This window comes from Streptomyces sp. NPDC044033 (assembly GCF_056434425.1).
Genome location: NZ_JBWKFF010000023.1, coordinates 98,349 through 111,750, shown reverse-complemented (window position 1 = coordinate 111,750; position 13,402 = coordinate 98,349). Strand labels below are relative to the sequence as shown.

The window sequence follows — 13,402 nt, the reverse complement described above, 5'->3', positions numbered from 1 at the left end:
GCCTGGTCGGCATGAAACACCACATCGATGCACGGCAGGCAGGCGTACGTCAGGCGGCGGAGGACGACATCTCGGAGCTCGTACGGTTGCGGGCGCTGCTGTTCGAGACCCTCGGCGGCGAATTCTTCAACCCCCCGTCGGCGGGCGACGATTGGCGGGTCGCCCTCGTCTCAGTGCTGAAGGAACAGCTGACAGCGGTTGATGTGCGGGTCCTCGTCGTGGACGGCGGCAACGGGCTCGCCGCCTGCGGCATAGGCACCGTCGATCGGTGGTTTCCCGGTCCGCACTCGCGCAACGGGCGGGTCGGGCATGTGATCGGCATGGTCACTGATCCGACGTACCGGAGGCGTGGCCACGGTCGCGCGATAGTGCGGAGCTTGCTCGACTGGTTCCGTGAGCGCGAGGTCTCCCGAGTGGATCTGTACGCCTCCCACGACGGTGAACCGCTCTACCGCTCGTTCGGCTTCGTCAACCACCCGGACCCCCCGCTGTACTGGCGCCCGTAGTGCCGCCGGCGCTCGATCGCCGGCCATCCCAGGGGCGACCGGAGCCGTATCGCGTGCCGCCGGCCGTACAGGGTGCGTACTACGTCCGCGCCGGCGCGGACCGCGGCTGTCGCGACCCCGGCATCGTCAAGATCCGCGGGCGAGTTGGTCACGCCGCGCAGGATACCCGCGGCAGACGTTCGGGCTCTCGCCCGACCGAGGACACGGTGCGCCACCGAAAACCCCCGCAGTACGGTCTGGGCGGGGCCAGGTGGATCCGCCCCCGCCGAGCGCACTCGCCCCGGCGGCGCGGGCGGCGGCGCCATCGCGTACGCCGCAGCGCACAGCGGCCCGTTCGGCCGGACCGTTCCCGCCCCGTCCGCCGGCCGGCGGACCGGCTGACGTTCGCGTGCCGACCGCAGCGGGCGGGGTGGGGGACGGAACGGGCGGGGCAGGGGTCAGCCGCGGAGGCTCTCGGCGTACAAGCCGGTCAGGGCCGTCCAGTGGCGTTCGGCGGCGGCTTCGTCGTAGGTCGGGTTGTCCGGCACCGCGAAGCCGTGCCCGGCCGGGTAGGTCTCGATGGTGTGCTTCACACCGGCGGCGGTGAAGGCGTGCTCCAGCCGCTCGTGCTGCTCACGGGGGAAACTGTCGTCGTTCTCGGCAGCCGCCACAAGGACGTTCGCGCTGATCTGGTCGGCCAGCAAATGGGGGCTTTCGGCTTGGTCGGCGGCGGCGAGGTATCCGCCGTGGAACGACGCGGCGGCCGCGACGCGGTCCGGGCGGTTCCCGGCCACGATCAGTGAGATCCGGCCTCCCATGCAGTACCCCGTGGTGCCCACCCGGTCGCCGGACACTTCCGAGCGGTCAGCGAGGAACGTGAGGAACGCGTTCGCATCGCTGACGATCCTCTCCGCGGTCAGGCTCGTCATCAGGGAGAACAGCCGCTCCCGCTCGGCCGGGTCGCCGAACACCGTAGCGATGTCGAAGGGGGCGAAACCGCCGGACCGGTAGTAGATGTCCGGCAGGAGCACGGTGTAGCCGTGGCCCGCGAGCCGGTCGGCCATGGCCGCGAAGGTCTCCCGGACGCCGCCGGCGTCGGGATAGAGAATCACCGCCGGCCAACTGCCTTCCTCCGCCGGCGTATGCAGCGTCACGGCGCAGACGCCGTCCTCGGTCGGTACGGCGGCGTTCACTCTGGGCATCCTGGCTCCTGGCGTCGGGTATTGGTGGCTTCTGTTCTACTCCTGTTCTACTACGCGCGGCGGGCCCCCCGGGGGCTGCTGCGCTCTCAGTTCGCCTTCTTCACACGAAGATCCGCCGCATACCGGGCACGGGCCCGCCGCCATCTCCCCCACTTGCCGTCCAGTAGGTATCGACGGTTGCCGTCCGGAAGGTATCGACGGCACGCATGGAGCGACTCGAACCTTCTGTCGCGAAATAACCGATATGTACACCTAGTCTCGTCCATAGAGCGTGATCAAGACGATCACCAGCAGAGACGTGAGGACGTGCGAAACATGGCTGAGCACACGCTGCGGGACAAGGTCGCGGTCATCGGCGGGGGTGAGAAGAATCTGGGCGGACTGCTCAGCAGGACCTTCGCGGAGGCCGGGGCGAAGGTGGTCGTGCACTACCACAGCTCCGAGAGCGAGGCCCAGGAGACGGTGAAGGCCATCCAGGAGGCCGGGGGCCAGGCCGTATCCGTCCAGGGGGACCTGACGAAGATCGCGGACGTACGGCGGCTCTTCGACACGGCGGTGGACACCTACGGCGGTGCCGACATCGCGGTGAACACCACCGGGATGGTGCTGCGCAAGCCGATCCTGGAGACCACCGAGGAAGAGTACGACCTCATGTTCGGCATCAACGCCAAGGCGGCGTACTTCTTCATCCAGGAGGCCGGGCGGCGGCTGAACGACCACGGGAAGATCATCAGCCTCGGCACCTCACTGCTGGCCGCCTTCACGGACGGCTACTCGACATACGCCGGCGGCAAAGCGCCGCTGGAGCACTTCACCCGGGCGGCGGCCAAGGAGTTCGCCGACCGGTACATCTCGGTGAACACCGTGGCACCCGGCCCGATGGACACGCCGTTCTTCTACCCGCAGGAGACCCCGGAGCGGGCCGACTTCCACGCGTCGCAGGCGATGGGCAACCAGCTCACCCACATCGAGGACATCGTCCCGGTCATCAGATTCCTGGCCACCGAGGGCTGGTGGTTCACCGGTCAGACGATGTTCCCCAACGGCGGCTACACCACCCGCTGACCCGCGCGCCAACCGGCGGGCCGGCCGTACCAGCGCCGATCCGAGTACGGCCGGGCCGCCGGCTCCGGCCCCGGCCCCGGCCCCGGGTGCCCATCCGGTCCCGCGTCGTGCGTCCCGCGTTGTGCGCCGCCTTCGCCGTGAAGGAAAGAACGTGCACGCGAATGCGGAGAGGCACAAAGGCAGCCGCCCAGGTGCGCGGCCGGCCCGTCACCCGGTAGCCCTGCCGGAGAACCGCACGCCGAGAGCCCGAACGGTACGCGCCGGGCGGCAGGACGGCGGCCGGGTCAGATCACGCGGAAGAGGTCGGCGGCGGAGTGGACGTCGGTGAAGTCCTCGATGGAGCGGAGGTTGTCGCACAGGGCGTCCAGGACCGAGTCGGCTGCGGCGGCGCGCGGGGCTCCGATGGCCACGCCGAAGACGCGGAAGCCCAGCCGGTGCTTGGCGGCGTTCCAGCCGCGCGTCCACTCCTCGGTGACGCCGCATTCGTCGTCGGTGAGCAGCACGATGTCGCCGCGCGTGCGGGCGGCGTCGTTGAACTCCTCCTCCAGCAGTTCGCCGGCCGCGGTCAGGGGCGTCTGGTAGCTGGTGCCGCCGCCGAGAAAGGTCTCCGCGAAGTCCAGGACCTGGGCGATTTTGGCGGGCCGCCCGGCCGGGAAGCGGAAGATCTGGATCTTGTCGGCGGCGGAGAACAGGATGCCCACGAAGTCGCGCTTGGCGTGGCGGGCCTGGTCCAGCAGCGCCAGGGCGCACGCCTTGGCCCACGCTTCCCGGGTGACTCCCCCGGGCCCGGCCTCGTACATGGAGTGCGAGGTGTCCACGCACGCGATGACGGCTCCCCGGCCGGTGTCCTGCTCACCCTGGCTGTCGTAGAGCATCAGCTCCCCGGCGGCGTAGCGCGCGGCGAACAGGGCGCGCAGCTCGGGCAGGCCGAGGTTGGCCAGTTCGGAGGGGATGACGCGGGAGAGGTCATTGCCGAGCGTGACGCCGACCAGTTCCCCGGCGGCGTTCTCGACCTTGCGGGCGCGCTCGCCGCCGGCCATCTGCCGGAAGCGGCCGATCAGTTCGGCCCACTGTGCGAGACGGCTGGTGCGCAGCCGCTCGGCGAGCCGGGCGCGCTGGTCGAACGGCATCCGCTCCAGCTCGCCGGGGTCGACTCCCCACGCCCGCATCAGCGCGGCCTCCTCCCGGGTGGCCTCGGCGGCCTCCACCGCCGCGTTCCGCGCGGCGGCACGGATATGGGGGGCGGCTGCCGCGAGGGCCTGGGCCGCGGCCCGGGCGGCTTGCTGCGCGGCGGTCGCTGCGGCCCCGCTCGCCTGTCGTACGGCGCCGGTGCCCGGGGGCGGGGCCGGGGCCGGAGCGGGCACGGCGCCGTCGTCGGCGGCCGGGGGCGGTACGGCACCCCGTGCCGCCCCGACGGCCCCGCCATGTCCATCGTCTTCACCGTCTTCACCGGCGGCCTGCGGGAGCCCCTCGCCCGCGGCTGCCCGCTGGGCCTTCTCCGCCCGCTCGGCCTGCTCCTGGGCGCCCCGGGAGCGCTCCAGTATCCGGCGCAGCGCGGCGGCCTGTGCGAGTACGGTCATGGCGGCGGCGTACGGGTCGCCGGAGGTCTGCCGGCGCAGCTCGGCGAACTCCGGCGACTCCATCAGCGAGGCGATGACGTGGTGGTTGACCAGCCGGGAGGGGTCCATCTCCGCGCGATCGCGCAGCCGCGGTCTCCGCTTGTAGGCGGCGAGGAACACGTCGGTCAGCAGGTCGGTGGTGCACTCGTAGCGCTCGCGCAGCTCCTGGGCCAGTTCGCGCAGACCGGCCGACTGCCCGTAGGTGTCGCGCCACGCGATCCGGTCGAACCGGTCCGCGATCACGGCCGCGGTGTGCCGCTCGGGAGCCGTGGCGCACAGGCCCGGCCCCCTGTCTGCCCGGGTCGCCGGCTCGTCGAACTCGCTCGGTGTCTCGTCCATGGACCTGGTCTCCCGGCGTTCAGAACTGGGCCTGCGCCATGCTCGCGTCCACGCCGAGGGCCTCGGTGAGTACGCGGGCGCGGACGGCGCGTTGGCGGCCGGTGACCCGGTCGATGGCGGCGGTGGAGCGGCCGGCGCCCGCCGCCTCCTCGCGCAGTTGCTCCAGCCGCTTCCCCGCCATGGCGAGCTGGTTGTGGGCCTTCCTGATCACCCACTCGCTCAGCGCCTCGCGGGACTGCCCGGCCATGGCGTCGAGCTGGACCTCCAGCTCGTCGATGGTGTCGGCCAGGTCGAGCGCCTCTTTGGCGTCGGGGTTGACCAGTTGCAGCACTTCGCGCTCCACGGTCGGGCGCTCGGTCGGGGAGTCCCACAGTACGTGCGTCAGTACCGACAGGTCGGTCTCGCCGACCGCCGGGCGGCCGTCGAGATAGGCGGACGCCTGGAGCAGACGCACCGCCTGCCGCCAGCGGCGGTCGGAGGCGACGAGTTCCTTGCGGCGGAGGGCGGCCCGTAGCGTGCACACCGCGTCCACGATCGCATCGGGGACGCCCACGGCCGGAACGGCTTCGGTCACGGCGTGCTGCAACTCCGTCAACTCGACCGTGGTCCGCGTCGGTGCCGCGGGGCGGCTGATGGCGGAGCGGACCAGCGCGGCGAAGTTCGAGGGGTCAGCCAGGTATCCGACCTCGATCCGCACCAGCAGCCGGTCGTAGATCGCGGCCGAGTCCTCTCCGCTGGGCAGTTCGTTGCTCGCCGTGATGGCCCCGATCAGGGGGCAGCGGATCGGTCGGCCACCGTTCTCGGGATGGTAGATCCGCTCGTTGAGGTAGCCCAATGTCTCGTTCAGGGCCGCCATTGAGCACTTGAATATCTCGTCGATGAAGGCGATATGGGCGGTCGTGGCGCGGCCTTCGTAGACCTGGCGGTACTCGCCCCGGGCCAGCGCGGCGACGTCGATGGGGCCGAACATCCTCGTCGGCGCGGTGAACTTCGACAGGAGGATCTCCCAGTAGGACGCCCCGTCGATCCTGCCGGTGAGCTCCCGGGCCATCTCGGACTTCGCGGTTCCGGGCGGGCCGAGCACCAATGAGTGCTGCCCGGCCAGCAGCGTCACCACCAGCGTCCGCACCACGTCGGCCCGTTCGTAGAAGCGGTCCGACAGCTCGTCACCGATCGACCGCAGCCTCTGGGCCGTGTCCTGCGGGTGGGGTGTGCCCTGCATGCCCTGCGGGTGGGGTACGCCCTGCGGGTCCTGCGCTTTCGATGTGTCCTGCGCGTGCTGCGCGCCCTGCGTGTCCAAAGTCAACTCCTTGCACATGAGGAACTGTTGGGCGGGGCCCTTTGCCCGAGCAAGATAACTCGGAGTTCGGGAAGCCCCTCAGCGCCCCCGGTCTCGCGCGACTCCCCAGGCACAAGGGCCAGGCGCGACGCTCCGCCTCTTGGGGGTTCACTTAAGCGATTCGCTATTTGTTGCATCTGCACGTGCATGCAGCCGGAGTTCGTAACTCCGCTTGTGCCACCGCCACCCCGCATGAGGGAAAACCAGCACATGCGACTGATCGCCCTCCTCCCAGGCATTTGATCCGCGAGGAATGGAAGTGACCGTCTCTGCTCATTTTCCTGGCACAATACGACCGCCCCGAGGTCGATTCTGCCTTCTCTTCCCATAACGGGTTGAGACACTCGTCGCTCCGGCTACATTATTCGGCCCACAACGACCCCGGCACTGACTTGCACGGGCCTCTGCGTTTTCGGGTCGGGGGATCGAGGTAGCGAATGGGCCCCGTGGGCGCTACCTTCTACATTGCCTGCTACGTACGTTCACGTGACGCACGCACAAGTGGCCCCGGGGTACCAGCCCGGGGCCGTTCGATCAGAACAGAGGAATTGAAATGTCCAATCGAAACAGCCGAGGCGTCATTCAGATCTCCTCGGCTTCCAGCGAAATTAGCATCCCGTGATTCCCGGCTTCAAGAATTCCGGGGGCCTGTGTCTGGGGTATCAACGTCCGTCCGGGCCCGCCCGTCACCGCGCTCATCGCCCTGTGGGTGATGCCGCACGGCTCGGTCTCGCCACGCGCGGCCGGGTCTCTGACGGGGCCGCGGCCTCCGCGACCGGGCACTCCACCACGTGTTTCCGCGGTCGGGCCGACCGCGGCTGACCGGACCGCGCGGACGTGCCGAGGCTGCCGCTTCCGGCGCACCGACCCGTCCGCCGCGCTCTGCCCCCCTTCTTCACCGTCGGGTTTTCGCTCCTTGAAACGTCATGAGAGCAACTGGATGAGGAGTTTCGCCATGGTTCCTGTACCCGAGTACGCACGATGCGGTTTCTGCGGAACCCGCTTCTCGCAGCACGCCGGGCCCGGTCGCCGCAAGGTGTACTGCGACGCGCGCTGCCGCCGTCGCGCGCAGCGGGCGCGCGACGGGCACAGCGTCTCCGTGCCGTCCCCGTCGCAGCTGTGGGGGCGGGGCATCGCCGAGGACCTGCAGATGCTCGCGACGCGGCTGGCCTGCGCGGAGAGCGACCGGCGAGCATCGCTGCGGGTGCTGCTGAAACTCTCCGACAAGCTGGAGCACGAGCTGGCCTGCTACCGGGCGGCGGCGGTCCACGACGCCCGGGCCGGCGGCAGCACCTGGGAGGACGTCGCGGTGGCCGACGGCGTGAGTGCGCAGACGGCGCGCGCCCGGTGGAGCGAGGCGAAGGTGCGCCGGCTGCTGGCGCAGCGGACCCGTAAGCGCGAGGCAGGTCTGACGCGTGGGCGCCGGTGTCCGGCGCCGCCCGCCGAAGACGGGCCCACCGGCTCGGCGGGCGGGGCGCCCGCACCGGTGCTGCCGTCGCGGGCACTGGCAAGGGCGCTGTCCCACCTCCATCGGCACTCGGGGGTGTCGGTCAGCGAGGCCGCGCGGCAGGCGGACCTCTCACCGTCGTACGTCTCGCGGATCCTCGCCGGCGAACGGGTACCGGCGTGGCCGGTGGTCCACATGCTGGCCACGATCCTCGGCGGGAAGGCTCCGGAACTGCGGATCTTATGGGAGAGCGCGCAAGGCATCTGCCGCCTGTCGCGGCAGTCGGTCACGGCGGCGGCCGCGGCCCTGCACACGGCCCTGCGGGGCCTCTACTTGGCGGCGGCCCGCCCGGCCGTCGAGGAGCTGTGCGCGGGAACGGAGCTGACGTCCGATCAGGTCCACGACGTACTCGCCGGTGACCTCATCCCCGACTGGCCGGTCATCGCCTGCCTGGTGTCCCGGCTGGGCGCGGCCCCCTCCGGCATCCGGCCCTGGTGGGAGGACGTGCACTACGCCGCGCTCGTCGCCCACCTGGAGTTCCCCGTTCAGGGGGTGTCGCCGGGCGACGAGTCCACCGAGCCCCACCCCCCGTGTGATCCCTAGGGCCTGCCGGGCCGTGCCTCGGCTGCCACCGAAAGGACACATCCATGGCCTGGCCGCACTCACCCTTACCGGTGGATTACGCCGCCTTCCAGGAACTCCACCGCGACTACTACCTTCACTACGCCCGCCTGCGTACGGGCGATGAGGCCGCCGCGGCCCGCGCGGTCGAAGCGGCCTTCGCCCAGCTGGCCGCGTCCTGGCCCGACGTTCTGCGCAGCGCCTGTCCGGCAGCGCTGGCCTGGCGGGTTCTGGGCCGTACGGTCCTGCTGCACACCGACTGCCGCCGGCGGCCCGCGTCATCCGAGATCTACCGCCGGCTGGAGGGCCGGCAGGCGGACGCGGTGCTGCTTCGCCGCCACCTCGGGCTGTCCGCCGAGGAGGCGGCGGGGCTGATGGGCATCGACCCTTCCCTGCTGTACGCCCTGCTGCGCGTCGCCGAGCGGGGAGCGCCCGCCACCCGGCCGTACGCCTGACCGCGGCGGCACCATCGGCGCGCGATGGCCGAAAGGGGCCCGCGGCAGAGGTAAGAGGCGCGCTGCGGCCACGGGACGTCCGCGCCGTCCGCAGGAGATACGCGGGCGGATGTTTTTCTCCCCCTGCCTGCCCAGCGTTCCACCCCCCTCCCCCGGTCCCTCGTTCGGGGGCTGGCACCGACCCAACCCGCTGTCTAGCATGGCGAGTTCCAGCGATGGACACATCTGCCGACGAGACGACAGGGGGCGGATGAACGATGAACCCCGGGGAGAAACACATTTCTCACACCATCGATGTACGCACCCCCAGCGTGGCCCGTATGTACGACTGGCTGCTGGGCGGGATCGAGAACTACACCTCCGACCGGGAAGCGTGCCACGACCTGCTGGAGATCGCGCCGAGCACCCAGGTCCTGGCTCGCAACAACCGCGCGTTCCTCCAGCGGGTCGTGCGCGTCCTGGTGGAGGACTACGGCATCCGCCAGTTCCTCGACCACGGCTCCGGGCTGCCGACCCAGGACAACGTCCACCAGATCGCCCAGCGCAGCGACCCCCGTTGCCGCGTGGTCTACGTCGACAACGACCCCATCGTGCTGGCCCACGGGCGGACGACGCTGGAGGAGAACGAGCAGACCGCCATCCTCAACGAGGACATGCGCAACACCGCGGCGATCTTCGGCAACGAGCACGTCAGGCGGCTCATCAAGCTCGACGAGCCGGTGGCCGCGCTGTTCGTCTCCGTCCTGCACTGCCTTCCCGACACCCATGACGACCAGGACCCCGCCGCCCTGCTCCGACGGGTGGCCGAGCGGCTGCCCAAAGGCAGCTATATGGTCGTCTGCCAGCTCGTCAGCGACGATCCGGCTGTCCGCGACGGCGTGACCCGGCTGATGGAAATCGCCACGGGCGGCACCTGGGGACGCGTGCGTGAACAGCGCGAAGTACGGGCCTACTTCGGCGATATGGAGGTGCTGGAGCCGGGGCTGGTCGATGTCATCGACTGGCGGCCCGACGCCCCGCCCCCGCCCCCCGAAAAACGGGCCCTCGACTGGGTGGAGTGGGGCGGAGTCGCCCGCCTGTAGCCCGGCTCCTTCGCCCGGGGCGACCCCGGCCCTGCCGGGCGAGCCACTACCCGCCGGACGCCGGGGACCCCGCCCCCTGCCGCGGCCATCGCGGGGGAGGAACCGCCGCCCCGCCCCGGCCGTCCCCCGGGGCGGGCCTCCGCCACGCCAGTCATCGCACCCGCGGCACGATCCCCTACCCGTCGGTCATCTCACCGCGGTACCGCTCGATCGCCTTGTCCAGCAGATCCAGGCTCTCCTGCCGGGTGGCGGCGGCGTGGCTCACTTCGGCCAGGACATGCCGGTACCGGTCCACCTCCAGCGGCTTGGTCACATAGTTCGCGCTGTCGACCTGCTCGATGTAGACGAGCTCGGCCGGCCCGCCGTCCCCGAAGCGCAGGTGGGTGATCGGAGTCGGGGGCGCGATGCTGGCGCCCCTGGCGAACTCGACGATACGGATGTTGATGTTCTGCTCCCCTGTCAGGGTCCTGAGGTGCTCCAGTTGCTCGAACATCACCTGCGGCCCGCCCACCGGACGCAGCAGGATGCCCTCGTCCAGCAGCGCGATCACCTGCGGCCGCTGTTCGTGGCGCAGCAGGGCCTTGCGGCCCATCTTGAGCTCCACGCGGCGCTCGATGACGGCGGCCTCCGCCGAGGGCATGGCCGCTTCCACGAGGACCTGGGCGTAGCCACGGGTCTGCAAGAGCCCCGGCACCACGTGGGTCTCGTAGATGTAGATCTTCTGGGCGGCGCCCTCCAGGCCGATCAGCCGCCTGAGGAAGGACGGCGTCACATCGGCGTACTGCTGCCACCACGCGTCGTCGTGCATCAGCCGCAGCAGGGAATCCAGCTCCTGCATCTTCTGGGCACCGGCTCCGTAGTGACGTGCCAGATCCTTGACGTCCCGCTCCCGCGGGGGATTCTCGCCGCGCTCCAGCCGGCTCATCTTGGAGACCGAGGCACGGATGACCGGCGCGACTTCCTTGAGCGTCAGCCCCAGCCCGAGGCGCATCTGCCGCAGCTCCTCGCCGAGCAGTCGAGGCGCCGCCTCCCGCTTGGAGCCGGGCAAGGCGTGCACGGACGCCACTGGAGCGTCTTGGTACTTACGGACAGCGGACATACGCCCTCCCGTCGAGGATCGACCAGAAGCCATCCTTCCAGGCTGAAGTACGTATGTCCGCCGTATCAAGCCGTGGCCCAGGCCTTGCTCAGCCGCCCAGGTGGTCGAACTCCGCGTCCTTGACCCCGGTGATGAACGCCGAGATCTCCTCACGCGTGTATACCAGGGCGGGCCCTTCCGGGTAACGGGAGTTGCGCAGCGCCACCGCACCGCCAGGAAGGCCGGTAACTTCGACGCAATTTCCCCCGCCGGTGCTCGCGGAACTCTTGATCCACACAGCGCCGGGAATCAGGTTGGCAGGCATTCCATTTTCGAACTCCATGCTGCGGCCTCTTCCTTCTCGACCTTCCACATTCGATTCAAAAGCCCCTACGTTCACAGGACTTCACAGGCGTCACGTCCCGCGCATCCTCCACTCCTGAGAGCCTTGACCCTCGGGGCAGGAATCCCATATGCAATTGCATGATGGGTGCCACGTGAGAATGCTAGCCAGTCCGCGCCCCGATGGCTCCCCCTGAACACATGGGATTCGAAGGGCACTTGGCCAACGTCGGCGTTCGCCGTGCCGACAGAAGCGGAACACATCAGACACCGTGACCGACCACGCCTCCACCCCTCCCCCACGGCCCGCACCACTCGACTGGGGCCTCGCGATGGGCCTGGGCATGCCGCGCTTCGCAGCCCGCCGCTTCACGGCCCGCGACCGTTCCCTGAACCCCATACGCGACTTCGTGCGCCACACGCTCACCCGCTGGGAACTGGCCACCGCCCTCGACGACGTCACCCTCGTGGCCTGCGAACTCACCGCGAACGCACTGCGCCACGCACTGCGCGGCGATCACGCGGCCGACTGCGGATGGCTCGCCCTGGCCCACACCCACCACACCGTGCTGTGCACCGCGACCGACCCCGAACCGCGCTTCACCCCTCCCGCCCCTCCCGCGCGCCTCGATCGCCTCGATCGCCTCGATCGCCTCGCCGAGAACGGCCGGGGCCTGACGATCGTCCAGGCCCTCAGCGACACCTGGGGATGGCACCGGTTCCCCGACGGCACCGGCAAATCCGTCTGGGCGAAGTTCCCCGCCTGAACCCGCCGACCCGGCCGACACGCCGACGTCCAGTGGCAGGTCTCGCTGGAGGAGCGTGGCCGACGACTTCAGGGGGCCGCGAGACGGGCACGTCCACGTGAGGCTACGGAACTGGCTCAGCCGGTTCAGGAGGTGAGCGTCGGCCGGATGTTCGCCGGGGGGTATGCCCAGCTCTACCTGGAACTGGACGGGTAGCAGGATCGTGCCGGGTGATCACATCCGGACATGCTGAGCCCGGCAAATACCACTGGACCCCCATCGTTTCCACAGGAGTTGGCTCGTGCGTGAGCAGGCATGGCAGAAGGTACGTTCTTCCGGGCGGCAGCAGGGTGGTCGGCGCAGAGCCCTGCCGTTCGCCGCCGCCGTGGCCGCCGCGGCCGCGGGCGTCGTGACGATGGGCGCCCTGGTGCCGCCCGCGGCGCCCGCCGCCGCCAAGCAGGACACTGTCCAGCAGGGCCTAAACGCACTGGTGCGCTCCGACGACGTGCCCGCCGCGCTGGCGAGCATCAAGGACCGCGAGGGCCGCGCCCGCACCTACACGGCGGGCGTCGGCGACCTGGCCACCGGTTCCAAGGTCCCCAGGGACGGGCAGGTGCGGATCGGCAGCAACACCAAGACATTCACCGCGGTGGTCGTGCTCCAGCTGGTCGGCGAAAGGAAGATCGGCCTCGACGCTCCGGTCGACGCCTATCTGCCGGGCCTCGTCCGCGGGGAGGGAATCGACGGGCGCCACATCACCGTCCGCCAGCTCCTGCAGCACACCAGCGGACTGCCCAACTACGTCAAGTACCTTGACGACAAACCCCGGTACTACACCCCCCGCGAACTCCTGGACCGCGCCCTCCAGCACAAGGCGGACTTCGCTCCCGGGACGAAATGGCAGTACAGCAACACGAATTACGTACTGGCCGGCCTGATCGTCGAGAAAGTCACCGGCCACCCCGTCGCCAAGGAGATCGACCGGCGCATCATCGGACCCATCGGGCTGCGCCACACCTACTTCCCCGCCCCCGGTGACACGGCCATCCGGGAAGCCCACCCCAAGGGGTACGACCGGGACGCGGCGGGCGCCCCGCTCGACGTCACGGAATTCGACCCTTCCTGGGGCTGGTCGGCAGGCCAGATGATCTCCACCACCTCCGATCTCAACCGGTTCTCCAGCGCGCTCCTGAGCGGCGGCCACCTCCTCCCGAAGGCCCAGCTCGCCCAGATGCGCACCACGGTCCCCGCCGAATACTTCGGCCGCGGCGCCCGCTACGGCCTCGGTCTCGTCAGCAAGCCGCTGTCGTGCGGCGGCGTCTACTGGGGGCACGGCGGCAGCATGACGGGGTACGAGACCCGGGGCGGCGCCACCGACGACGGCCGCGCCGCGAACGTCGCGGTGACCACCCAGCCGACCGACAAGGCCGTCATGGACCACGTCGACAGCATCGTGGACAAGGCCCTGTGCCGCTGAACCACGGCACGCGGTCAGCGGTCTCCCACCGAGTTCCCAGGCCGGGCGCCGGTACTTGTCGCGGCCGTATCCGCAGTCGGCCGGTTCCGGGCGCGATCTGCATGA

Annotated in this window: 12 protein-coding genes; 7 read left to right on the top strand and 5 right to left on the bottom strand. The window is 70.2% G+C overall.

Features of this window, described 5'->3' with window-relative positions; translation table 11 throughout:
* The first annotated feature begins 11 nt into the window (after positions 1–11).
* Complete coding sequence (locus AC07AB_RS32560) at positions 12–506, top strand: GNAT family N-acetyltransferase (RefSeq protein WP_478574616.1); 495 nt, start codon at positions 12–14, stop codon at positions 504–506.
* Positions 507–943: 437 nt separating this feature from the next.
* Here the strand turns inward: AC07AB_RS32560 and AC07AB_RS32555 are convergent, their stop codons facing one another.
* Positions 944–1,687, bottom strand: a complete 744-nt coding sequence (locus AC07AB_RS32555) for a dienelactone hydrolase family protein (RefSeq protein WP_478574613.1) — start codon at positions 1,685–1,687, stop codon at positions 944–946.
* 315 nt (positions 1,688–2,002) lie between these two features.
* Between AC07AB_RS32555 and AC07AB_RS32550 the strand changes: the two genes are divergently transcribed.
* Positions 2,003–2,752 (top strand): SDR family oxidoreductase, encoded by a 750-nt coding sequence (locus AC07AB_RS32550; protein WP_478574610.1) that lies wholly within the window; start codon positions 2,003–2,005, stop codon positions 2,750–2,752.
* A 284-nt stretch (positions 2,753–3,036) separates the two neighbouring features.
* Here the strand turns inward: AC07AB_RS32550 and AC07AB_RS32545 are convergent, their stop codons facing one another.
* Together AC07AB_RS32545 and AC07AB_RS32540 are read right to left on the bottom strand one after the other, a co-directional pair.
* The gene (locus AC07AB_RS32545) at positions 3,037–4,710 is read right to left on the bottom strand and encodes a VWA domain-containing protein (protein ID WP_478574608.1); all 1,674 of its coding nucleotides are present in this window, start codon (positions 4,708–4,710) and stop codon (positions 3,037–3,039) included.
* 19 nt (positions 4,711–4,729) lie between these two features.
* Complete coding sequence (locus tag AC07AB_RS32540) at positions 4,730–5,932, bottom strand: AAA family ATPase (RefSeq protein ID WP_478574687.1); 1,203 nt, start codon at positions 5,930–5,932, stop codon at positions 4,730–4,732.
* Positions 5,933–7,004: 1,072 nt separating this feature from the next.
* On the opposite strand from AC07AB_RS32540, the gene AC07AB_RS32535 reads away from it, so the two are divergent.
* The 3 genes from AC07AB_RS32535 (at position 7,005) to AC07AB_RS32525 (ending at position 9,654) form a co-directional block, all read left to right on the top strand.
* The gene (locus AC07AB_RS32535) at positions 7,005–8,099 is read left to right on the top strand and encodes a helix-turn-helix domain-containing protein (RefSeq protein WP_478574605.1); all 1,095 of its coding nucleotides are present in this window, start codon (positions 7,005–7,007) and stop codon (positions 8,097–8,099) included.
* A gap of 44 nt (positions 8,100–8,143) precedes the next feature.
* Positions 8,144–8,572, top strand: coding sequence for a hypothetical protein (locus AC07AB_RS32530; RefSeq protein ID WP_478574602.1), 429 nt, complete (start codon positions 8,144–8,146; stop codon positions 8,570–8,572).
* Between the two features lie 257 nt (positions 8,573–8,829).
* On the top strand, positions 8,830–9,654 hold the full coding sequence (locus AC07AB_RS32525) for an SAM-dependent methyltransferase (RefSeq protein WP_478574599.1): 825 nt from the start codon (positions 8,830–8,832) through the stop codon (positions 9,652–9,654).
* Positions 9,655–9,829: 175 nt separating this feature from the next.
* On the opposite strand, the gene AC07AB_RS32520 is transcribed toward AC07AB_RS32525, so the two are convergent.
* The gene (locus AC07AB_RS32520) at positions 9,830–10,753 is read right to left on the bottom strand and encodes a helix-turn-helix domain-containing protein (protein ID WP_478574596.1); all 924 of its coding nucleotides are present in this window, start codon (positions 10,751–10,753) and stop codon (positions 9,830–9,832) included.
* Between the two features lie 88 nt (positions 10,754–10,841).
* A complete protein-coding gene (locus AC07AB_RS32515) occupies positions 10,842–11,075 on the bottom strand; it encodes a DUF397 domain-containing protein (RefSeq protein ID WP_478574594.1) in 234 nt (77 codons plus the stop codon).
* A gap of 271 nt (positions 11,076–11,346) precedes the next feature.
* On the opposite strand from AC07AB_RS32515, the gene AC07AB_RS32510 reads away from it, so the two are divergent.
* Both AC07AB_RS32510 and AC07AB_RS32505 read left to right on the top strand, forming a co-directional pair.
* Positions 11,347–11,841 (top strand): ATP-binding protein, encoded by a 495-nt coding sequence (locus tag AC07AB_RS32510; protein WP_478574591.1) that lies wholly within the window; start codon positions 11,347–11,349, stop codon positions 11,839–11,841.
* 280 nt (positions 11,842–12,121) lie between these two features.
* Positions 12,122–13,297 (top strand): serine hydrolase domain-containing protein, encoded by a 1,176-nt coding sequence (locus AC07AB_RS32505; RefSeq protein WP_478574588.1) that lies wholly within the window; start codon positions 12,122–12,124, stop codon positions 13,295–13,297.
* The last annotated feature ends 105 nt before the right edge of the window (positions 13,298–13,402 follow it).

Bases quoted from the DNA above. Each gene is read 5' to 3' on its own strand.
- AC07AB_RS32535 (WP_478574605.1), top strand. From the start codon at position 7,005: ATGGTTCCTGTACCCGAGTACGCACGATGCGGTTTCTGCGGAACCCGC.
- AC07AB_RS32545 (WP_478574608.1), bottom strand. From the start codon at position 4,710: ATGGACGAGACACCGAGCGAGTTCGACGAGCCGGCGACCCGGGCAGAC.
- AC07AB_RS32540 (WP_478574687.1), bottom strand. From the start codon at position 5,932: ATGCAGGGCACACCCCACCCGCAGGACACGGCCCAGAGGCTGCGGTCG.
- AC07AB_RS32555 (WP_478574613.1), bottom strand. From the start codon at position 1,687: ATGCCCAGAGTGAACGCCGCCGTACCGACCGAGGACGGCGTCTGCGCC.
- AC07AB_RS32530 (WP_478574602.1), top strand. From the start codon at position 8,144: ATGGCCTGGCCGCACTCACCCTTACCGGTGGATTACGCCGCCTTCCAG.
- AC07AB_RS32550 (WP_478574610.1), top strand. From the start codon at position 2,003: ATGGCTGAGCACACGCTGCGGGACAAGGTCGCGGTCATCGGCGGGGGT.
- AC07AB_RS32560 (WP_478574616.1), top strand. From the start codon at position 12: ATGAAACACCACATCGATGCACGGCAGGCAGGCGTACGTCAGGCGGCG.
- AC07AB_RS32515 (WP_478574594.1), bottom strand. From the start codon at position 11,075: ATGGAGTTCGAAAATGGAATGCCTGCCAACCTGATTCCCGGCGCTGTG.
- AC07AB_RS32525 (WP_478574599.1), top strand. From the start codon at position 8,830: ATGAACCCCGGGGAGAAACACATTTCTCACACCATCGATGTACGCACC.
- AC07AB_RS32520 (WP_478574596.1), bottom strand. From the start codon at position 10,753: ATGTCCGCTGTCCGTAAGTACCAAGACGCTCCAGTGGCGTCCGTGCAC.